Below are 19,842 nucleotides of genomic sequence, written 5' to 3'. Positions count from 1 at the left end.
TCACCTCAATCCTCTCCCGGCGGGAGAGGAAGCGAACGTGGCGCTTCGCGCGTTTTACCTGATACGAGCTGGGCATGCGCGCGCGCCTGATCGCGGTCGGTGAACGCATGCCCGGCTGGGTGGCGGAAGGCTTTGCCGAATACCGCAAGCGGCTGTCGCACGAGCTGCCGCTGGAACTGATAGAACTGAAACCCGGCAATCGCGGCAAGGGCCGCGACGATGCGCGGGCGATCCAGGACGAGGGCAGCGCGATTCTCGCGGCGTTGCCACCCGATACCCACGTGGTCGCACTCGATGGACGCGGCAGGAGCTGGTCCAGCGAGGAACTGGCCGAACAACTGACGAAGTGGCGCATGGCCGGGCGCGACCTGGCGTTCCTCATCGGTGGCCCCGACGGCCATGCGTCCGAGGTACTGGCGCGCGCCGACCAGCGTTGGTCGCTGGGTCCGCTGACCCTGCCGCACATGCTGGTGCGGCTGGTGCTGGCCGAGCAGCTGTACCGCGCCACCACGATCGTGGCTGGCCATCCGTATCATCGTGCCTGACCTCCAGCGGAGCCCACCATGCCCTTCCAGATCCGGCAAGCCACCATTCTCGATCTCGACACGCTGGCGCCGCTGTTCGACGGCTATCGCCAGTTCTACGGCCAGCCAGCGGATCTCGCGCGGGCGCGGGATTTCCTGGCGGAGCGTTTCCATCACCGCGAGTCGCTGATCCTGCTGGCGCTGGACGAGCACGGCGCGGGGCTGGGTTTCACCCAGCTATATCCGCTGTTCTCCTCGGTGCGCACCGTGCGCACCTGGCTGCTCAATGATCTGTTCGTGGCCGCGCCGGCGCGACGGCAAGGCGTGGCGGCGGCGCTGCTGCGGGCGGCGGCGGAGCATGCGCATGCACTGGGTGCGGCCAGCCTGTCGCTGTCCACCGCGCTGGACAATGCGCCGGCGCAGGCGCTGTACGAATCGCTGGGCTGGCAGCGCGACCGCCAGTTCTGCGAATACAGCCTGACGCTGTGACGCCAGTGCTTTACCTCGCTTCGCAATCGCCGCGTCGGCGCCAGTTGCTGGAACAGCTCGGCGTGGATTTCGCCGTGCTCGACGTCGACGTGCCCGAGCGGCGCGCGCCGGGCGAATCGCCGCGGGACTACGTGAGCCGGGTGGCGCGCGACAAGGCACGCGCCGGCCTCGCTGCGCTGGCGCACACGGGCGACGCGCGGGTGCTCGGCGCGGATACCGAAGTAGTGCTGGACGACGAGGTGTTTGGCAAGCCGCGCAATGCCGCCGACGCGGCGGCAATGTTGCGCCGGCTGTCGGGCCGCACGCATGCGGTGATCTCGGCGGTGTGGCTGGTCGGCGCGCTAGACGAGCAGTGCGAGGTGTGCGTGTCGCAGGTGCGTTTTGCCACACTGGACGAGCCGGCCATCGCTGCCTACGTCGCTACCGGCGAGCCGTTCGGCAAGGCTGGCGGGTATGCGATCCAGGGTCGCGGTGCGGCGATGGTCGCGCACCGCGACGGCAGCTATTCCGGGGTGATGGGTTTGCCGCTGTTCGAGACCGCGCGCTTGCTGCGGCATGGCGGGATCAGCCCGGCGGGTTGACCGCCACGAACCAGGCGGCGACGGCCAGCAGGTTGTTGACGCCGTGTGCCAGCACCGCCGGCCAGATCGAGCCCGAACGCAGCCGCAACCCGGCCAGCAACAGCGCCAGCAGGATCAGGTTCGGCAGCGCGTACCACTGGTATTGCAGCCCCGGCAGGTGGACCAGTGCGAACAGCAGCGAGCTGCCGGCCACTGCCCAGCCGACGTGCACGCGCTTCATCAGCGCCGACAACAACACGCCGCGGAACAGCAGTTCCTCCACCAGCGGCCCCACGCACACCACCACCAGAACCAGCGGCAGGCGCAAGCCCGGCGGAGTATTGCCACCGATCTGCCGGATGTCCTGGGTCACCGTGTGGCCGTGGGCCAGCCACTGGGTCAGCACGGCGCCCAGGAATGGCGCCGCCAGTCCGGCCGCCACCGCCAGCGCGAAGAACAGCAGCTGGCGCGGCGGCGCGAAGCCGAAACCCGGCGGCTGCGCCAGCGACCACAGCGCCGGCCAGGTGCGGCGTGCCAGCCACAGGGTCAGTGGCGCGGCCACGCCGAGCGAGAGGATCGCCAGCAGCGCCTGCATTGCGGGCTGCCCCAGCGTCGTGCGGATCGCCGTGTCGATGTCTGGCCCGGCGTGGCGGAAAGCGGCCATTGCACTGATGGTCGACGCGAACACGATGCTCACGGCGAACTGCAGCGCGAAGTAGGCGGCGATGATTCCCGCGCTGGCACGCAGGCCGGGCGCGGGGTTGCCTGGATTCGGTGGGGGCACCGTGTCTGGAGGCGACAGCGGAGGAACCTCGGTGCTGCTGACTTCCATGCGGTAACCATGCCTGTGGCGGAAGAACGGCGGAGTGTGCGCCTCCACGCTAGTGTCTCGCGGGCCGGCCGTGCAACCCTGCCGACCGGCAGGGCCGTGCCACAATCACTTGCAGCGCAAGGTCGTCCCGGTAACATCGCCTGCACGCGACCACGGGGGAGTGTCGATGGCCATCGATTTCGGCAGGACAGCCAGTGATTACGCGCGCCATCGAGCGGGGTTTCCGGACGCCTTCTTCGAACGTCTGATCGCCGACGGCAGCGTGCACCGGGGCGACGCGGTGCTCGACCTGGGCACCGGCACCGGCACGGTCGCCCGTGGCCTGGCCGTGCGTGGCTGCGAGGTGACCGGGCTGGACCATTCCGCGCCGCTGCTGGCGCAGGCCGCGGAGATGGACCGGGCCGCCGGCGTGCAGGTGACGCAAGTGCGCGCGCGGGTCGAGAACGCCGAGTTCGCCGCCGCCTCGTTCGACGCGATCACCGCCGGCCAGTGCTGGCACTGGTTCGACCGGCCGCGCACGGCGGCGCTGGTGCGCAAGTGGTTGCGCCCGGGTGGACGGCTGCTGATCGCGCATTTCGACTGGGTGCCGCTGGCCGGCAACATGGTGCAGGACACCGAGCGGCTGATCCTCGCCTATAACCCGGGCTGGACACTGCACAGCGGCAGCGGCCTGTACCCGGCGTGGCTGAAGGACGTGGCCGAGGTCGGCTTCATTGACCTGCGCACGTACTCGTTCGACCTGGACGTGCCGTACAGCCACGTGGACTGGCGCGGCCGCATCCGTGCCAGCGCCGGCATCGGCGCCACGCTGGACGAGGCGAAGGTGATGCGCTTCGACGCCGAGCTGGCCGACATGCTGGCGGCCCACCACGCGACCGAGCCGATGGCGGTGCCGCATCGCGTATGGGTAGTGAGCGCGATGGCTCCCGGCCTGCTGGCCTGAGAGCCTCGAACAGGCGCCGAACGCTCAGCCGGCCAGCAGGGCCCGGCCCACGCCGATGCAGGCCAGCACCAGCAGCGCGGCCCAGCCGAGCATGCCGACCATGTAGCCGGGGCCGCGTTTGGCGGGATCCCGCAGGTAGGCCAGCGCGTACCACACGCGGCCGACGATCCAGACCAGCCCCGCCACGCCGGCCCAGCCGCTGAAGCCGTAGCTCGCCGCCAGCCACAGCGTGGGCAGGAACATCACCGTGCTTTCCAGCGTATTCATCTGCACCCGGTAGGCGCGCTCGAACGCGGGGTGCCCACTGGCGGCCGGTGCCTTGATGGCGTACTTGCCGCGGGCGTGGCCGACGGCCCACATGGTGCCGAACAGCAGCAGCACGGTGAGCAGGGTGACCAGGGCGGGCAGGTGGGTCATGCTGGAATCCTCACAAAAGGTCACCCACTTTAGCGGCAGTGGGCGCCGTGGCGTGATCCCGGTCGACGCGTTATCTTCGCCACGCGCGCATTCGGGGCGTGTGCATCAGTCAACGAGGGGATTCCTATGGATTGGCGGAAAGGCGGCAGCAGCAGCAATGTCGAGGTCGACAGCGGTGGCGGCGGTGGTCCGCGTTTTGGTGGTGGCGGCCGCATGGGCCTGGGCGGCCTGATCGTGCTGGCGCTGCTGGGCTGGATCTTCTTCAAGAATCCGCTGGCGCTGCTGGACCAGAGCGGTGGCCTGCCGGGCACGCCGACACAAAGCGGGCAGCCTGCCCAGGTCGATCCCGAACAGCAGGCCTTCGTCAGTGCGGTCCTGCATTCGACCGAGCAGAGCTGGGGCGAGATCTTCCAGGCGCGCGGCGCGACCTATGTCGAGCCCAAGCTGCACCTGTTCAGCGGCGGCGTGGCCACGGCCTGCGGCGGCGCCACCACCGCGGTGGGGCCGTTCTATTGTCCGGGCGACCAGAAGGTGTACCTGGACCTGGCGTTCTTCCAGCAACTGCAGGACGAGCTGCACTCCTCCGGCGATTTCGCCCGTGCCTACGTGATCGCGCACGAAGTGGGCCACCACGTGCAGAAGCTCACCGGGGTGTTCGACAAGGTCCGCCAGCTGCAGCAGCGCGGCGTGCCGATGGACGGCGCCGATGGTCTGTCGGTGCGACAGGAACTGCAGGCGGATTGCTACGCCGGCATATGGGCCAACCACAGCCAGAAGGACCTGAACTGGTTGCAGCCGGGCGACATCGAGTCGGCGCTGAACGCAGCCAGCCACATCGGCGACGATGCCCTGCAACAGCAGGCGCAGGGCCGGGTGCGCCCGGACACGTTCACCCACGGCACCTCGGCGCAGCGGGTGAAGTGGTTCAAGGCCGGCTTCGACAGCGGCGACATGGCCCAGTGCGATACCTTCGCCGGCGAACCATGAGATCCCAGGCAGGCAGCTGCAAGGCGACTGCCTGCCTGCAAAGTCGCGCCCCTGCCTGCAGGGAAGGGTAGGCAGGGGCAGCTCCGGCTTTTCAAGCTGCGCTAGCGCTGCCCGCTGCTCTAGAATCTGCCTCCTGCGCGCCCTGGGGCGCCCCCGGTCGCTTCGATGGAACATCCCTGCCTGCGTTGCGGTGCCTGCTGCGCGTACTTTCGCGTGGCATTTCATTGGTCGGAAGCGGAAGCCTTCCTCGGCGGCAGCGTACCGCCCGAGTTGACCGAGAAGCTTGATCCGCACCGGCTGGCGATGCGCGGCACCAACGCCGCGCAGCCGCGCTGTGTGGCGCTGCAAGGCACGGTGGGTGTAGCGGCGCATTGCGGTATCTATCCGCAGCGGCCGTCGGTGTGCCGTGAGGTGCAGCCGTCGTGGGAGTTCGGCACGGTCAGTCCGCAGTGCGACAAGGCACGCCTCGCGCACGGCCTGCCGGTGCTGACGCCGGAGGACTGGCTCGACCCGTTCGACGCCGGCGAGCCGCCACTGCCGCAGAGCGCCTGAGCGCGCTGCCGCATCTGTAACTGCAGGAGAGGGATGCCCGCCACCGCGATCGGTGACGGGCATGCTGGATACCCGGGAACCTGTTTATAGGCAGCCCGGGAACTTGAACGACGCAATGCGCGTGTTCCAGTTGAACGAGCCGGTGTTCTTCAGGTATTCGGTGGTGTACCAGAACGTGCAGTCGTCGACCGGGTCAACCGTCATCGCGCTGTAATCGCCCCAGCGCGACAGGTTGTTGCCGCTCTGCGATCCGGTGCCTTCGATGATGCTGTTCTCGGCCTCCAGCGTGTTCAGTGGGTCGCCGACCAGGCGGCCGGTGTAGCGGATCGCCGGGTGGATGGAACTGTCCGAGACGCTGTAGCCGAGCGCCAGGTTGCCCTGCTTGTCCATCGCCACCGAGCCCATCCAGCGATAACTGGTGTCCGGCGAGAAAGTGGATTGCTGGTAGACCACCGGCGAACCGGCAGGATTGCGGATCTCGTACCAGCGCACGCCGGTATACGGGTTCTTGCGCGAGGTGCCGACCTGCACCGAATGGTTGACCACCAGTGACTCGTGATCGCCGAAGTTGCGGTAGGCCAGTCGGAACATCAGGCGATCGCCCAGCGAGTCCAGCTTTTGCCGCGTACCGTACTGCGGGATGCAGCTGCCGCCGCGGCAGGCAGTGGCGAAAGCAGCCACCGGAATGTTGAGCGGACCGCTCAGCGAGGTGTTGGCGCTGTTCGCCCAGTCCACATGGAATTTCCACAGGTTCAGCGCATTGCTGGTGAAGTTCAGCATGTAGTTCGGCGCGCCGGCCGGTGGCGCGGTGGCGCCATCGAGGTCCGCCGGCAGCACGCCGCCGTAGCTGGTGGACAACTGGAAGCACTGCTGGGTGGCCGCGGCGCCGCTCAGCATCGCGCTGCGGTCATAGGCGCACAGCTTCGCGCCAGCGAACGTGTTGCCGCTGAACATGTTGAACGTTTCGTAATAGCCATCCGGCCAGACGCCCATCTTCGGATAGTCGGGAAAGACGCTGCCGTAGGAGAAGGCATAGCGGTAGTACGCGCCGGTGGCGTCACTGGTGGCCGACACGGCCACGCACTGATAGTACGGCGTGGCGCTGACGGCGAACTGCGAGACGACCCAGCGGTTGGCGGCCTTGTCGTAGACCACCACGGCATCGCCGTCGTTGTCGGCCTCGCAGGGGCCGCCGAAGCCGGACCACAGGGTGTTGCTCTGCACCGGACCGTAGACCACCGCCTTGCTGGCCTTGTCGAACACCGCGAAGCCGGTGTTGACGATCTGCACGTACTGGGTGGCGCCTACCGCGCCGTTGGTGTCCGGCGGGGCACTGTTGACGCTGAAGGTGCCCTGCGGGCCGCTGAAGCCCTGGCCGACGCCTTCGAAACCGGCGCCCAGCGCGGGTGCAAACGCCCCGGTGACGCTGTGTTGCAAGGCGCCGTCGGTCTGGTTGCCCGGAGCCAGCGGCGGCAGCGGATGCAGCGGGTGAATGCGGGGACTCTTGGAGAAATCTTCCGGGCGCGGCATGGTGCCGCGCAGGGAGCGCAAGGTGTCGTGTTTCACGGCAGGCGTCACTTCCACTTTCGGCGCCGCGTTTTCGGCGAAGGCCTGGTTGCTTGTCGCCAGACCGAAAACGGCGCCCAGCGCGATGCTCAAGGCGGTCAAGTTTCGTGATGACATGGGTTCCCCTCCACGAGGTAACGGCATGGGAAAGGATCGGCGCGTGCGACTGGCGTTGCACAGCTTTGGTGGCCAGGCACGACAGGGATCCGATGACCGTTCCACCCTCACGCGACGTCGGCATCGCGAGCCCCTGGATTTCCAGGCGGAACGACGGAGTCATAGCGCTTTGAGGGGAATTTTTCGTGAAGAGGTCGTCCGACGCCGGTTATCCCGGATCGCGCACGGCCGCCTGCGGGTGCGACGGTGGCCGGTGCCGGCCCGTCGAGCCGCCCGGCTTCGCGGGAGGGGTGATGTTCGACCGCCGAGCTGCAGCTGGACATGCGGCGGGTTCGCGGCGGTGACGATCCCGCCCGCGTCATGTCATCGCGCCGTCGCTTGTCGGGCGACGCGACGCGGGGCGCTTACTTGCGCCGCGGCGGCTTGGCGCCGCCGGGCCGCGGCTTGAAGCTGCCAGGCTTCCTGAAACCGCCCGGCTTGTGCTCCGGCGCTGCGCTGCTGCCGGTGTCGCTGCCGTCCCACTCGTGGATGCGCAACTGCTGCTGCACTACCCATACCTTCTTCAGGTGCTCGAACACTTCCTTCGGCATACCGTCGGGCAGGTCGACCAGGCTGTAGTGGTCGCGAATGCTGAGGCGGCCGATGTACTGGCTGTCCAGCCCGGCTTCGTTGGCGATCGCACCGATGATGTTGCCCGGTTTCACGCCGTGCTCGTGGCCGACCTCGATGCGATACGTGCGCTTGCCTTCTTCGGTGGCATGCGCACGCAGCGGACGCTGGCCGAAGTCGCGCGGTGGTGCCTGCTCGTGTCCCGCACGCTCGTGCGCGGCGTGTTCGCGTGGCCGCTGTTCGTGCGACCTGGACTCGCGCGGCTGATGGCTGGCGGCGGTTGTTTCGCGCGCATGCGGCGGGCGCCGCTCGCTGCTCGTGCGTTCGCGCGGGGTCGCGCGTTCGACACGCTCGCGCGATGCGGGTTCGTACTTCTCGCGCTTCGGCGGCGGCGCCAGCAGCAGTGGCTGGTCGCCCTGGGCGATGCGCGCCAGCGCGGCGGCGATCTCGACCGCCGGCACGTTGTGCTCCTGCTCGTACTGCTCGATCAGCTGCTGGAACTGGCCGAGGTCGCCTTGCGCCAGCATGTCGCTGATGCGCTGCTTGAACTTGCCGATGCGCACGTCGTTGACCACCTCCACCGACGGCAGCTGCATCTGCTCGATCGGCTGCCGGGTGGCGCGCTCGATCGCGTGCAGCATGCCGCGCTCGCGCGGGCTGACGAACAGGATCGCCTCGCCGCTGCGCCCGGCGCGGCCGGTGCGGCCGATGCGATGCACATAGCTTTCGGTGTCGTACGGGATGTCATAGTTCAGCACGTGGCTGATGCGCTCCACGTCGAGGCCGCGTGCGGCCACGTCAGTGGCGACCAGGATGTCCAGCTTGCCGTCCTTCAGCTGCTGGATCACCCGCTCGCGCTGCGCCTGGGCGATGTCGCCGTTGATCGCGGCGGCGGCCAGGCCGCGCGCCTGCAGCTTCTCGGCCAGCTCCTCGGTGGCCTGCTTGGTGCGCGCGAAGATGATCATCGCGTCGAACGGCTCGGCCTCCAGGATGCGGGTCAGCGCGTCGAGCTTGTGCATGCCGCTGACGAACCAGTAGCGCTGGTGGATGTTCGCCGCGGTGGTGGTCGAGGACTTGATGGTGACTTCGACCGGATCCTTCAGGTGACGCTGTGCGATCTTGCGGATCTGCGTGGGCATGGTCGCGGAAAACAGCGCGACCTGGCGCTGCGGCGGGGTCGCCTGCAGCACCTTCTCGACGTCGTCGATGAAGCCCATGCGCAGCATCTCGTCGGCTTCGTCGAGCACCAGGTACTTCAGTTCGGACAGGTCCAGCGTGCCCTTGTCCAGGTGATCGATGACGCGGCCGGGCGTGCCGACCACGACGTGGACGCCGCGCTTGAGCGAATGCAGCTGCGGGCCGTAGCTCTGGCCGCCGTAGATCGGCAGCACCTGGAAGCCGGGCAGGTGCGCGGCGTAGGTCTGGAACGCCTCGGCCACCTGGATCGCCAGTTCGCGCGTGGGCGCCAGCACCAGCGCCTGCGGCTTGCCCGGCTTGCGCTCGATGCGCGACAGGATCGGCAGCGCGAACGCGGCGGTCTTGCCGGTGCCGGTCTGCGCCTGGCCCAGCACGTCGCGGCCTTCCAGCAGCGGCGGGATGGTGGCGGCCTGAATCGGCGAGGGCGATTCATAGCCGACGTCGGCCAGTACGCGCAAAACGTCGGGATGCAGCGCCAGCGCGCCAAAACCGGACGGAACCGGGGCGTGGTCGGAGACGGGGGATGGCATGGGAACCTCGGAACAGAAGGCAGCGCCGGGAATGCGACGCGCAGACCGTGCATTCTAACAGTCTCCACGCTTGCGCGTGGCGGTTCTTGCTGAACGCGAAAGTGACGGCCCGCAGTTATGCTCAACGCTGCCTTTGCCAGCGGATCGAAGACCACGATGGGCATGCTTGAAACAATCTCCGAACAGCGCCTGCACGGCGGCGTCCAGGGCGTTTACCGCCACCACTCGGATGCCTGCGCCGGCCCCATGCGCTTTGCCGTCTACCAGCCGCCGCAGGCCACCCGGCAGCTGTGCCCGGTGCTGTATTTCCTGGCCGGGCTGACCTGTACCGAGGAAACCGCCATGATCAAGGCGGGTGCGCAAAGACTGGCTGCCGAGCTGGGCCTGGTGCTGGTGATGCCTGACACCAGCCCGCGCGGCACCGGCATCGACGGCGCTACCGGCGACTGGGAGTTCGGCGAAGGTGCGGGCTTCTACGTCGATGCCACGGCGGCGCCGTGGTCAGCGCACTTCCGCATGCGCAGCTACGTGGCGGACGAACTGCCTGCGCTGATCGCCGCACGGTTTGCAGTGGACCCGGCGCTCAGCGGCATCTGCGGCCACTCGATGGGCGGCCATGGCGCGTTGACCCTCGCCCTGACATACCCGTCACGCTACCGCTCGGTGTCCGCGTTCGCGCCGATCGTGGCGCCCAGCGGGGTGCCATGGGGCAGGAAGGCGCTGCCGCGCTATCTCGGCGACGACCCGGCGGGCTGGGCCGACTACGATGCCTGCGAGCTGGTGCGACGGCAGACCTTCGGCGGCACGATCCTGATCGACCAGGGCGAGGCCGACCCCTTCCTCGAAGCGCAGCTGAAACCCGAACTGTTCGACCAGGCCTGCGCCGAGGCAGGGCAGCCGCTGCTGCTGCGCCGGCATGCCGGCTACGACCACAGCTACTGGTTCATCACCAGCTTCATCGACGACCACCTGCGCCATCACGCGGCGGCGCTGGGCCTGCGCTGAATTTCCGGGTGCCTGAAATGAACATGGCGGCCATCAGGCCGCCATGTTCGTCGTTACTCAAGCCGATTCTGCTCAGGCCTTGGCGGCAGGGCGATGGCTCGAACGGCGACGCTGGTTGCCGGCGGCATGCTCGCCGCGACCCTGTGGCGCATAGCCGTTCGGCCGCGCCGCGCCAGCGGGCTTGCCCTGACGCGGTGCCCGCTGCTGCTGGCGCTGGCCGCCGCCGCCCTGCTTCGGACGCGGTGCCCCGGCATCCAGCCGCAGCGGCGCGGACGGCTCGTAGCCGGCCACCGGAGTGATCGCGATGTCCTGCTTGAGCAGCTTGCGGATGTCGAACAACAGGCCGCTTTCGTCGTGGCTGACCAGCGACAGTGCGAGCCCTTCCATGCCGGCACGGCCGGTGCGGCCGATGCGGTGCACGTAATCCTCGGCGACCGACGGCAGGTCGAAGTTGATCACGATCGGCAGCTGCTCGATGTCGATGCCGCGGGCGGCGATGTCGGTGGCGACCAGCACGGTGACGCGGCCGGATTTGAAGTCGGCGAGGGCGCGGGTGCGCGCGTTCTGGCTCTTGTTGCCGTGGATCGCCGCGCTGCGCAGACCGGACGCATTCAGGAAGGTTACCAGTTTGTCGGCGCCGTGCTTGGTGCGGCTGAACACCAGGCTCTGGCGGCGGCTGTCGGCCGACAGCACGTGCAGCAGCAGGTCGCGCTTGCGCGAGGCGTCGACCGGATGCACCTGATGGCTGACCAAGGTGGTGACGGTGTTCGGCGCCGAGACCGAGATCTCGCGCGGGTTGTGCATGAAGTCCATCGCCAGCGTCTTGATCGCCGGCGCGAAGGTGGCCGAGAACAGCAGGGTCTGGCGGCGTTTCGGCACCGACTGCAGGATACGCTTCAGCGCCGGCAGGAAGCCCATGTCGAGCATGCGGTCGGCTTCGTCCAGCACCAGCGTCTCCACCGCGGACAGGTCCAGCGTGCGCTGCTGCATGTGGTCGATCAGGCGGCCGGGGGTGGCGATGACGATGTCCACGCCGCGGCGCAGTGCGTTGATCTGCGGGCCCATGCCGACGCCGCCGAAGATGGTGGTGGCGCTGACCTGGATGTGCTTGCCGTAGTCGCGCATGTTCTCGTGGATCTGCGCGGCCAGCTCACGGGTCGGGGTGAGGATCAGCGCGCGCGGGCGGCGGGTCATGGTCTGGCCGCTGGTCGACAGCTTCTGCAGCAGCGGCAGCGCGAATGCGGCGGTCTTGCCGGTGCCGGTCTGGGCGGCGGCGAGCAGGTCGTGGCCTTCCAGTGCGGGCGGGATCGCGGCGGCCTGGATCGGGGTGGGCTGGGTGTAGCCGTAATCGGCAAGCGCACGCAGCAACGCGGGCGCAAGGCCCAGCGAATCAAAAGACATGGAACACTCCTGAGCAACCCGGAGTGTTCATACCGTGTTGCAGACTAAGGGGAAGGGGCGACGGTGCGTCGCAGCACCCGTGGCAACGGGTGCGCTGTCGAGTATAGCCGATTCGTCATCGCCGCGTGCGATCAAGCTGAACGGCATGCCGTGGCCGCCTCAGCGATGCGGCCGCGCCACGATCAGGTAACTGTTGAACGGCGTGCGCCCGCGCAGTGGTTCGATGTGCACCTCGAGCCCGGCGTCTTCCAGTGGCGCGCGTACTTCGCCGGCGCCCGGATAGTGCTGCGCGCCGCCGGGAATCCAGCCGGAGGTGCGCAGGAAGAACTCCTCGACGCGGGTGGCATGGAAGCGCCAGTTCGGCTCGCGCAGCACGTTGCGGATGATCAGGCAGCCATCGGGCGCCAGGTGCCGGGCGGCCTCCCGCAGCAGGACGGGCTGGCGTTCGGCGGGCAGGTAGTGCAGCACGTCGAGCAGCGCGACGTGGCCGTGCGTCGTCGGCAGCTCGGCCACGTCGGCATGCCGCAGGCTCATCAGCGCACCAAGTCCGGCGCGCTGCACGGCCTGTTGGCCGGCGGCGATCTTGCGCCCGTCGTGATCCACGCCGAGGTAGGCTTGGGCCTGGCCGAGCGTGTGCAGATACAAGCCGAGCAGGCCGATGCCGCAGCCGATGTCGAGCAGGGGTAGCGTCGTGTCGGCAACCAGCGCGGCCGCAGCCGCATAGACCGGGTCGCGGGCCAGCTTGCACCTGACGTAGCCGCGCTGCAGGTGGTTGTCGTACAGGCGGGCGATGCGCTGGCGGCTGCGGCGGTCCATCCGGATCCCGGTTTTTCGGCAATGGTGGCAGCCTAGGCCATCGGGTGCTCGGGTACCATCGTCGCCGGCGCACCCTGTGCGCGACGTCCCGTTCGAGGAGAGGCCGATGTCGCTGCTTGCACCCTTGCGTGAACTCGATACCACCCAGCGGCACACGGTGCTGGCGAGTTTCCTGGGCTGGACACTGGATGCGTTCGATTATTTCCTGCTGACCTTCGTCATCGTCACGGTGGCGAAGGAGTTCGAGGTGGGTACGGCGCAGGTCACCTACGCGCTGTTCCTGACCCTGGCGGCGCGGCCGCTGGGTGCGCTGCTGTTCGGGCGGCTGGCCGATCGCTTCGGGCGGCGGCCGATCCTGATGCTCGACGTGGTCCTGTTCTCGCTGTTCGAGTTCGCCACGGCCTTCGCCTCGTCGCTGACCGCGTTGCTGGTGCTGCGTTTCCTGTTCGGCGTCGCGATGGGCGGCGAATGGGGCATCGGCGCGTCGCTGGCGATGGAGTCGATCCCGGCGAAGGCCCGTGGCGCGGTGTCGGGCCTGCTGCAGAGCGGCTATCCGTGCGGCTTTTTCCTCGCCGCGCTGGCCAACTGGCTGCTGGTCGACCACATCGGCTGGCGCGGCCTGTTCGTGGTCGGCGCGATCCCGGCGCTGCTGGTGCTGTACATCCGGCGCAAGGTGCCGGAGTCGGCGGTCTGGCAGGAAGGCGCGCAGGCAGCGCAGCGGCCCGGCCTGTTCGAGGCCATGCGCGGGCACTGGAAGCTGGCCATCTACCTGATGCTGCTGATGATGGCGTTCAACATGTTCAGCCACGGCTCGCAGGACATGTACCACACCTTCGAGGAGGTGAACCTGCACCTGCCCACCGGCTCGACCACGGCCTTCGTGCTGGTGGCGCTGCTCAATCTCGGCGCGCTGGCGGGCGGCCTGTATTTCGGCGCCTTGTCGGAGCGGATCGGCCGGCGCAAGGCGATGATGATCGCCGCAGTGCTGGCGATCCCGGTGATTCCGCTGTGGATGTACGGCGGCTCGCTGATCCTGCTGGGCCTGGGCGCCTTCCTGATCCAGGTGATGGTGCAGGGCGCCTGGGGCGTGGTGCCGAGCCATCTGAACGAGTTGTCGCCGGCCGCGGTGCGCGGCACCTTGCCCGGGTTCGCCTACCAGATGGGCAACCTGCTGGCGGCGGTCACCGCCACTGCGCAGACCTGGCTGGCGCAGCGGCATGGTGGCGATTTCGCCTTCGCGATGGCGCTGTGGATGGTGCTGGTGGCGCTGTTGCTGGCCTTGCTGCTGTGGCTGGGGCCGGAGGCGCGCGGCGTGGGCTTTGGCCATCGCGAGTCCTGACGCGTCGGGCTACTGCTAGAATCCGCCGTTTGATCCCATCGACGAGACAGGCAATGAAGGCTGGCAAGGACAAGGTCATCGCAATCCACTACACACTGACGGTGGATGGCGAAAAGGTTGAGAGCTCGCACGATCGCGACGAGCAGCTGTGGATCCTGCTCGGCCACGGCCAGCTGATCCCGGGTCTGGAAACGGCGCTGGAAGGCCACGAGGCCGGCGAGACGCTGAGCGTGGACGTGGCGCCGGCCGAGGGTTACGGCGAGCGCCAGGAAGGCCAGATCCAGCGCATGTCGAAGAAGTATTTCCCGCAGGCCAACCGGCTCAAGCCGGGCATGACCACCGTGCTGCAGCTGAAGCAGGGCGGCCAGCGCGCGGTGACCGTGCACAAGGTCGGCATGAGCGCGATCGACGTGGACCTGAACCACCCGATGGCGGGCAAGACGCTGCACTTCGACGTGGTCCTCGGCGAAGTGCGCGACGCCACCGAGGAAGAGATCGCCCACGGCCACGCTCACGCGCCGGGCAGTGCGGAGCACTGAGTGGGGCATTAAAGAGTCAAAGCAAGAACGGCGTCTTTGGGCGCCGTTTTTCGTTTGCCCTCTCCTCTTTCAGGGAGAGTTGTGACCGCCAGGAAATCCCTGTGGGAGAGAGGGGTGGCTCCGGCTTCCCTCAAGCCCGGCTCTCTACATCCACTCAATACGCTCAATCCAGTACCCGCTTCCCATAGGCGAAATGGTTGCCCCAGTACGGCCCGTCGATATCGTCCAGGCGCACCGTGCCGCCGCTGTTCGGCGCGTGCACGAAACGACCCTTGCCGACGTAGACGCCGACGTGGCTGATCGCGCCGCCAATGTCGAAGAACACCAGGTCGCCGCTGGCCAGCTGGGTCATCCTGCGCACCTTGCGGGCATCCATCGAGGCCATGTCGTGCGAGGTGCGCGGCAGCCTGATGCCGGCGGCGGTGCGGTAGATGTAGTCGACCAGGCCGCTGCAGTCGAAGCCGCCGGCGGGCGTGTTGCCGCCCCAGCGATACGGCGTGCCGACCAGGCCGATCGCACGGAACAGGATGTCGTTCGCCTCGCCGGCACTGGCCGCCGAGGGCGCGCGCGGCGGCAGATCGGCCAGGGCGGAGCGGGATGATTTGTAAGTGGACTGGGGACGGTGCGGATTGCCCGAGCAGGCGGCCAGCATGACCACCGCAAGCATTGGCAACATCAACCGGGCGCGATGCGGGAACGCGGTCGAGCTGGCGGATGGAGCGGCGGGCTGCAGACTCACGAGACAACCTCGACGGGCGATGCGGCGAGGTTACCAATTCAATAATTCACATGCAAATCAAATGATTCTTAAGCATTTTGAATTCGATTTCTGGGTTTGTCCGGATCGATCCTGCCGGGCAGGGAATTCAGGCTTGACCTGACCGGCACCGTCGAGTGGGCCGGTCAGTGGCCTCCGACCTGGATGGCGTGTTCGCTCACGGTCTGCCCATCGGCACCGATGCTGCGCAGCCGGTAGGCGCCCGGGCGCAGGTAGAGCACGTTCTTCGCGTCCTGCAGGAACAGATACCGATCGGCAGCAATGGCATCGGCGGACTCATTGGCGTAGTGCGCCTCGACCAGGCACGGAAATTTCTTCGCGCAGGCTTCGCTGTCGATGGGCACGGCGATACGCTGGCCATCGAGGGCGAGCCAGTCGGGTCGATGACCGCCGTTGGCGGGCGGCAGCACGGCGAGCCTCTTGCCGTTTGGGGACAGCCAGAGCGGGCCTTGCGTGTAGTCGGAAGGAGCCGGGTTGGCCGGCGGGAGGATGATGTTGAGGTCGTATACGCCGGGCCTGGCGCTCCATGGCGCGTGGTTGTCGATGCGCAGCAGCGCGATCGGTCCGCTGGGGTGGAACGTGGCGACGATCCGGGCATAGACATCGGTCACCGGGCGAGCAGGCAGGTCGCCGGGGCCTTTCGGATCCGGTCGTCGCCGAGCCATTTGCGTGAACGTCTCGAATTTCTGCAGGGCGTGACTGAAAGAGTGATACGCCAGGGCCTCGCTGCTGGGGTTTTCTTCACGGACGTCGGTCTGGTCGATCGACAGGGGATCGATGCCGCTGAGCTTGCTCAATTGCATCGCCATCGGTCTGGTCGAGCCAATCCGGCCACGCTGCTTGTCGACATGCGCGTAACCGGCATGCACGAAAAGCTTCGCCTTGGGATCCCGGGCGAAGACCTGCTCGTACAGGTTTCGGGCCTGGCCGTTCTCGCGCCCCTGCGGCGTGGCGTCCTCCGCTTCATAGGGCACGATGACGTAGCCCAGCCGGATGGCTTCGCGCACGATGTCGCCATACAGCGGCTCATGGAGATATTCGCTGCCACTGGTGGCTACCGGGTAGCCGCGTTTCGTGAGTGATACATCCCGCCTGTCGAGGGCTTCGGCGGCGAAGTACGTGAAGCCTTCCGCACGCAGGCGGGGGAGAAGTATCAGGGTCAGTTCGCGGGTATGTCCGTCGTGGTGAGCCTCGTTCACCATCACGATGCGCCGGTTGCGGGCCAGCGCGACGATGGCGTCGACTCCGTCCACCGCCTGCCAGGTGTCGGCTCGCGGGGGAGTCAGTTCTTCTGGCAGGTCGTTGCGCAGCGGGAAATCGCGAACCGCCTCGCTGTAGAGCCCCAGTTCGTTTTCGCAGAATGCCAGCAGCTGCTGGGCGAGCATCCGCTCGTTGCCGGTCAAGCGGGGCATTGCCGCGATGAGGTAGTTGTACCGGGCCAGTTCCCCGGTCAACGGCTGCAATTCATCAAACAGGTTCGACGGCGGCCTTTTCTGCGCGGCGTGGGCTGCGGCGCAAACGGCGGCGAGCGTCAGCAGGATCCATGTGGCGGCAGACAGGCGCTGAGGCATCATCTTTCCCATGCGATGCGTTACCCGTATCCAGACTAGATTTCCCCGGGGTTCCACGCAAGCCGTGCGATCGCGACGCGGGGCAGCCGGAGAGCATGCTCAGGCTCTAACGCGGGTTGACCGTGATGAGCTGCTCGGAGAGGGTTTTTCCGCGAATGTCCCATGCGCGCAAACGATAGCGGCCGGGCCGCAGATACAGCTTGCTCGTGGTGTCGCCTGTGTCGCCGTGGGGATGGTCATGTCCACGGCCACGTGGCTCTTCAACGGGAAGTCGCGCAGCGCCTCGTTGTAAAGGCCCAGTTCGTTCTCGACCGAGGCGAACATCTGCATCCCGAGCGGTCGGTCGGCGGCGGGAAGCTCCTGCACGGTCTTGACCAGGAAGACGTAGCGGGCCAGGTCGTTGGGCTGCTGCCGCAGCGCATGGAACATCTCGATGGCGGCAGGGCTGAAATCCTGCGCCAGCGCCGATGAGGCCAGGGGCGTGGCCATGCAAAGCGCCACGGAAATCACTCGGAAAAGCACTCTGGCCGGCATGCACAATCCCCTGGATGATTCGTGGCTAGCGTGCCTGCGCAGACCCCGGCAGGCAAGCTCCGCCCGCGCCCGACGAAAGGAGTGGGTCGATGGACTGGGTACAATGTGCCGATGACCACGTTCACCTTGCAGCGCGGCCGTGCACCGCTGTTGATCAGCCTGCCGCACGATGGCAGTTTCATCCCCGACGGCATCGCAGCACGGATGCATCCGGCCGCGCGCCGCGCGCCGGACACCGACTGGCACGTGGCCCGGCTGTACGAGCCGCTGGCCCGGGCGCTGGGCGCCAGCGTGCTGAAGCCGGTGGTGTCGCGCTATGTCATCGACCTTAACCGCCCCGCCGATGGCCATGCGCTGTATCCGGGGCAGCGCGAGACTGGCCTGGTGCCACTGATCGGCTTCGACGGGGAGCCCCTGTACCAGGATGGCCATGAGCCGGATGAAGCCGAAATCCAACGGCGGATAAACGATGACTGGCGGCCCTACCACCAGGCCATCGCGCAGGAACTTACGCGGCTATGTGCGGCGCATGGCCGGGCGGTGCTGTGGGAAGGGCATTCGATCCGCAGCCGGGTACCCATGCTGTTCGAGGGGCGGCTGCCGGATTTCAATCTCGGCACGGCGGCTGGGGCAAGCTGCACCCCCGCGCTGCAGGCCCGCTTGCAGGCTTGCCTGGAGTCGCAGTCGCGTTTCAGCTTTGCCGTCAACGGCCGCTTCAAGGGCGGCTACATCACGCGTCATTACGGCACGCCCGCGACCGGCGTGCAGGCTGTACAACTGGAACTGGCGCAGCTCAATTACATGGACGAGGAAAGCTTCGCGTACGACGAGGCGCAAGCACCTGCGGTACAGGAGCTGATCGGCCGTATGCTGCAGGTCTGTCTGGCCTGATCGCAAGTAAATGCGATTTCGATCGGATGCGGTGAAAGTCAAGATCCGCTGCGTGCATCGGGCAGGAAGCCGCGCGTTCCGTTCAGCTTTGGTATGCCTTCACCGTCGCATCGTCGGTTTGTCGCGCCACCCGAGTTGCCGGGTTCCGGCCGGGTTCGCGATACCTTAATCGTCCGAGGCTCGACATCATGATGCGTAAACTTCTGATCGCTTCCCTGCTTGTGGCTGGCGTTGTGCTTTCCGGTTCCGTGTTGGCCCAAGCTGCCCCTGCATCGCAGGCGGCCGCTCCTGCGGCGCAGGCAGCCCCGGCTGCGGCTCCCGCGGCGGCGGCGGACACTGCGCCGAAGACAACCATGCACCACAAGTCGCACCACAAGTCCCATCATCACAAGAGCCACAAGAAGGCGGCTGCTGCAGAGGCAGCGCCGGCGGCGGCGTCGACGGCGGGTTGATCGTGTCGTAGTGGATCGAGGCCCCGCTGGTGCACAGCCGGCGGGGTTTTTCATGTGCGCGTTCTGTCTGCGCGCCGTTCCAGGGGGACTCAGCGCGGCGACGTCGGCCACGCCGCGATGCACTTCAGCTCGATCGCGATCGGTGTAGGCAGCGCGCTGATGCCCAGCGTGGTGCGGCAGGCGTCGACGCCTGCGAAGTGTTCGGCGTAGAGGCGGTTGTAGGTGGCGAAGTCGCGCTGCATGTCGGTGAGGAACACGGTGACGTCGACCAGGTCCTCCCAGTGCGCGCCGCTGGCTTCGAGCACCGCGCGCACGTTGGCAAACACCTGCCGGCATTGCGCCTCGATGTCGTAGTCGACCAGTCGCCCATCCACGTCATGCACGTTGCCGGGGATCGTGTTGCTGCCGGGCTGGCGCGGGCCCACGCCGGACAGGAACAGCAGGTTGCCGACACGTCGCGCGTGCGGATAGGCGCCGACCGGCGCGGGGGCGGTGTCGGTGCGGATGCTGTCGCTGCTCACTCCGCGCCTTCCCAGCGACGGGTGAGCTGGGTTATCGCCTGGTGGTAGGCCTCGGGCAATTGCTCGCGGCTGCGCACGTCCAGGCCCAGGTCGTGGATGTGGCCATCGTCCAGCCCGTAGATCCATGCGTGCACGGCCAGCTGCTGGCCGCGCTCCCACGCCTCGCGCACCACCGTGGTGTGGCACACGTTGAGCGCCTGCTCCAGTGCGTTCAGTTCGCACAGGTGGGCGTGGCGCATCGCGAACGACTGCGCCGGATCGAGCTTGTCGGCGTGCTTCATGGCGATGTCGGTGATGTGCCGCAGCCAGTTGTCGATCAGGCCCAGGCGGCTTTCCTTCAGCACCGCGCCGACGCCGCCGCAGCCGTAATGGCCCACTACCAGGATGTGCTTCACCTGCAGCACGTCGACGGCGAACTGGATGGTGCTGAGCGCGTTGAGGTCGGTGTGCACCACCACGTTGGCGACGTTGCGATGCACGAAGATCTCGCCCGGCGGCAGGTCGACGATCTGGGTGGCAGGCACGCGCGAATCCGAGCAGCCGATCCACAGGTAGCGCGGCGCCTGCTGCTGCGAAAGTTGCTCGAAAAAGGTCGGGTCCTGCGCAGTGACTTGGGCAGCCCAGCGCCGGTTGTTGGCAAGCAGATCTTTCAGTGAGTTCATCGAAATTCCA

21 protein-coding genes are annotated in these 19,842 nt (G+C 67.5%); 10 read left to right on the top strand and 11 right to left on the bottom strand.

Annotation, left to right across the window (positions count from 1 at the left end; all coding sequences use genetic code 11):
* The first annotated feature begins 74 nt into the window (after positions 1-74).
* Genes rlmH through IMW82_RS05625 form a run of 3 tightly spaced genes read left to right on the top strand, consistent with a single transcriptional unit; the run spans position 75 to position 1,594 of the window.
* Positions 75-545, top strand: coding sequence for a 23S rRNA (pseudouridine(1915)-N(3))-methyltransferase RlmH (rlmH, locus tag IMW82_RS05635; RefSeq protein WP_108472481.1), 471 nt, complete (start codon positions 75-77; stop codon positions 543-545).
* Positions 546-563: 18 nt separating this feature from the next.
* Positions 564-1,013, top strand: coding sequence for a GNAT family N-acetyltransferase (locus tag IMW82_RS05630; protein ID WP_108472482.1), 450 nt, complete (start codon positions 564-566; stop codon positions 1,011-1,013).
* A gap of 5 nt (positions 1,014-1,018) precedes the next feature.
* A complete protein-coding gene (locus IMW82_RS05625) occupies positions 1,019-1,594 on the top strand; it encodes a Maf family protein (protein WP_108472483.1) in 576 nt (191 codons plus the stop codon).
* On the opposite strand, the gene IMW82_RS05620 is transcribed toward IMW82_RS05625, so the two are convergent.
* A complete protein-coding gene (locus tag IMW82_RS05620) occupies positions 1,578-2,405 on the bottom strand; it encodes a type II CAAX endopeptidase family protein (protein ID WP_108472484.1) in 828 nt (275 codons plus the stop codon). The two genes, IMW82_RS05625 and IMW82_RS05620, sit on opposite strands and share 17 nt — an antisense overlap.
* A gap of 166 nt (positions 2,406-2,571) precedes the next feature.
* Between IMW82_RS05620 and IMW82_RS05615 the strand changes: the two genes are divergently transcribed.
* Positions 2,572-3,348 (top strand): class I SAM-dependent methyltransferase, encoded by a 777-nt coding sequence (locus tag IMW82_RS05615; protein WP_108472485.1) that lies wholly within the window; start codon positions 2,572-2,574, stop codon positions 3,346-3,348.
* Positions 3,349-3,372: 24 nt separating this feature from the next.
* On the opposite strand, the gene IMW82_RS05610 is transcribed toward IMW82_RS05615, so the two are convergent.
* Positions 3,373-3,765 (bottom strand): MAPEG family protein, encoded by a 393-nt coding sequence (locus IMW82_RS05610; protein ID WP_211004042.1) that lies wholly within the window; start codon positions 3,763-3,765, stop codon positions 3,373-3,375.
* 126 nt (positions 3,766-3,891) lie between these two features.
* On the opposite strand from IMW82_RS05610, the gene IMW82_RS05605 reads away from it, so the two are divergent.
* Entirely contained in the window at positions 3,892-4,752 is an 861-nt protein-coding gene (locus IMW82_RS05605; protein WP_211004041.1) for a neutral zinc metallopeptidase, read from the top strand.
* Between the two features lie 165 nt (positions 4,753-4,917).
* Complete coding sequence (locus IMW82_RS05600; RefSeq protein WP_108472488.1) at positions 4,918-5,304, top strand: YkgJ family cysteine cluster protein; 387 nt, start codon at positions 4,918-4,920, stop codon at positions 5,302-5,304.
* Between the two features lie 84 nt (positions 5,305-5,388).
* Here IMW82_RS05600 and IMW82_RS05595 read toward each other — a convergent pair whose 3' ends face one another.
* Positions 5,389-6,987 (bottom strand): hypothetical protein, encoded by a 1,599-nt coding sequence (locus IMW82_RS05595; protein WP_108472489.1) that lies wholly within the window; start codon positions 6,985-6,987, stop codon positions 5,389-5,391.
* A 404-nt stretch (positions 6,988-7,391) separates the two neighbouring features.
* Complete coding sequence (locus tag IMW82_RS05590; protein ID WP_211004040.1) at positions 7,392-9,323, bottom strand: DEAD/DEAH box helicase; 1,932 nt, start codon at positions 9,321-9,323, stop codon at positions 7,392-7,394.
* Between the two features lie 156 nt (positions 9,324-9,479).
* Between IMW82_RS05590 and fghA the strand changes: the two genes are divergently transcribed.
* Positions 9,480-10,328 (top strand): S-formylglutathione hydrolase, encoded by an 849-nt coding sequence (gene fghA / locus IMW82_RS05585; protein ID WP_211004039.1) that lies wholly within the window; start codon positions 9,480-9,482, stop codon positions 10,326-10,328.
* 72 nt (positions 10,329-10,400) lie between these two features.
* Here fghA and IMW82_RS05580 read toward each other — a convergent pair whose 3' ends face one another.
* Together IMW82_RS05580 and IMW82_RS05575 are read right to left on the bottom strand one after the other, a co-directional pair.
* On the bottom strand, positions 10,401-11,729 hold the full coding sequence (locus IMW82_RS05580) for a DEAD/DEAH box helicase (protein WP_211004038.1): 1,329 nt from the start codon (positions 11,727-11,729) through the stop codon (positions 10,401-10,403).
* Positions 11,730-11,888: 159 nt separating this feature from the next.
* Positions 11,889-12,545 carry a class I SAM-dependent methyltransferase gene (locus IMW82_RS05575; protein ID WP_211004037.1) on the bottom strand — a complete coding sequence of 219 codons (657 nt, stop codon included), beginning with the start codon at positions 12,543-12,545 and terminating at the stop codon, positions 11,889-11,891.
* A gap of 106 nt (positions 12,546-12,651) precedes the next feature.
* On the opposite strand from IMW82_RS05575, the gene IMW82_RS05570 reads away from it, so the two are divergent.
* Both IMW82_RS05570 and IMW82_RS05565 read left to right on the top strand, forming a co-directional pair.
* The gene (locus IMW82_RS05570) at positions 12,652-13,884 is read left to right on the top strand and encodes an MFS transporter (RefSeq protein WP_211004036.1); all 1,233 of its coding nucleotides are present in this window, start codon (positions 12,652-12,654) and stop codon (positions 13,882-13,884) included.
* 53 nt (positions 13,885-13,937) lie between these two features.
* On the top strand, positions 13,938-14,423 hold the full coding sequence (locus IMW82_RS05565; protein ID WP_108472494.1) for a peptidylprolyl isomerase: 486 nt from the start codon (positions 13,938-13,940) through the stop codon (positions 14,421-14,423).
* 163 nt (positions 14,424-14,586) lie between these two features.
* Here IMW82_RS05565 and IMW82_RS05560 read toward each other — a convergent pair whose 3' ends face one another.
* The 3 genes from IMW82_RS05560 to IMW82_RS05550 all read right to left on the bottom strand — a co-directional run bounded on the left by IMW82_RS05560 (position 14,587) and on the right by IMW82_RS05550 (position 17,261).
* Entirely contained in the window at positions 14,587-15,090 is a 504-nt protein-coding gene (locus IMW82_RS05560; protein WP_211004309.1) for a C40 family peptidase, read from the bottom strand.
* Positions 15,091-15,326: 236 nt separating this feature from the next.
* Positions 15,327-16,784, bottom strand: coding sequence for a hypothetical protein (locus tag IMW82_RS05555; RefSeq protein WP_244754168.1), 1,458 nt, complete (start codon positions 16,782-16,784; stop codon positions 15,327-15,329).
* An 87-nt stretch (positions 16,785-16,871) separates the two neighbouring features.
* On the bottom strand, positions 16,872-17,261 hold the full coding sequence (locus IMW82_RS05550) for a hypothetical protein (RefSeq protein ID WP_244754166.1): 390 nt from the start codon (positions 17,259-17,261) through the stop codon (positions 16,872-16,874).
* A gap of 156 nt (positions 17,262-17,417) precedes the next feature.
* Between IMW82_RS05550 and hutG the strand changes: the two genes are divergently transcribed.
* Positions 17,418-18,197, top strand: coding sequence for an N-formylglutamate deformylase (gene hutG / locus IMW82_RS05545; protein WP_211004035.1), 780 nt, complete (start codon positions 17,418-17,420; stop codon positions 18,195-18,197).
* A 541-nt stretch (positions 18,198-18,738) separates the two neighbouring features.
* Here the strand turns inward: hutG and IMW82_RS05540 are convergent.
* Together IMW82_RS05540 and can are read right to left on the bottom strand one after the other, a co-directional pair.
* The gene (locus IMW82_RS05540) at positions 18,739-19,170 is read right to left on the bottom strand and encodes a Rid family hydrolase (protein WP_211004034.1); all 432 of its coding nucleotides are present in this window, start codon (positions 19,168-19,170) and stop codon (positions 18,739-18,741) included.
* Positions 19,167-19,832: a carbonate dehydratase gene (can, locus tag IMW82_RS05535; protein WP_108472499.1), complete on the bottom strand. Its 666-nt coding sequence runs from the start codon at positions 19,830-19,832 to the stop codon at positions 19,167-19,169. Before can ends, IMW82_RS05540 begins: the two co-directional genes overlap by 4 nt.
* Positions 19,833-19,842: the final 10 nt, after the last annotated feature.

Source organism: Rhodanobacter sp. B2A1Ga4, from assembly GCF_018101315.1.
Classification (GTDB): Bacteria; Pseudomonadota; Gammaproteobacteria; order Xanthomonadales; family Rhodanobacteraceae; genus Rhodanobacter; species Rhodanobacter thiooxydans_A.
The sequence above is the reverse complement of the archived record's forward strand: the minus strand, read 5'-3'. Positions and strand labels throughout refer to the sequence as shown.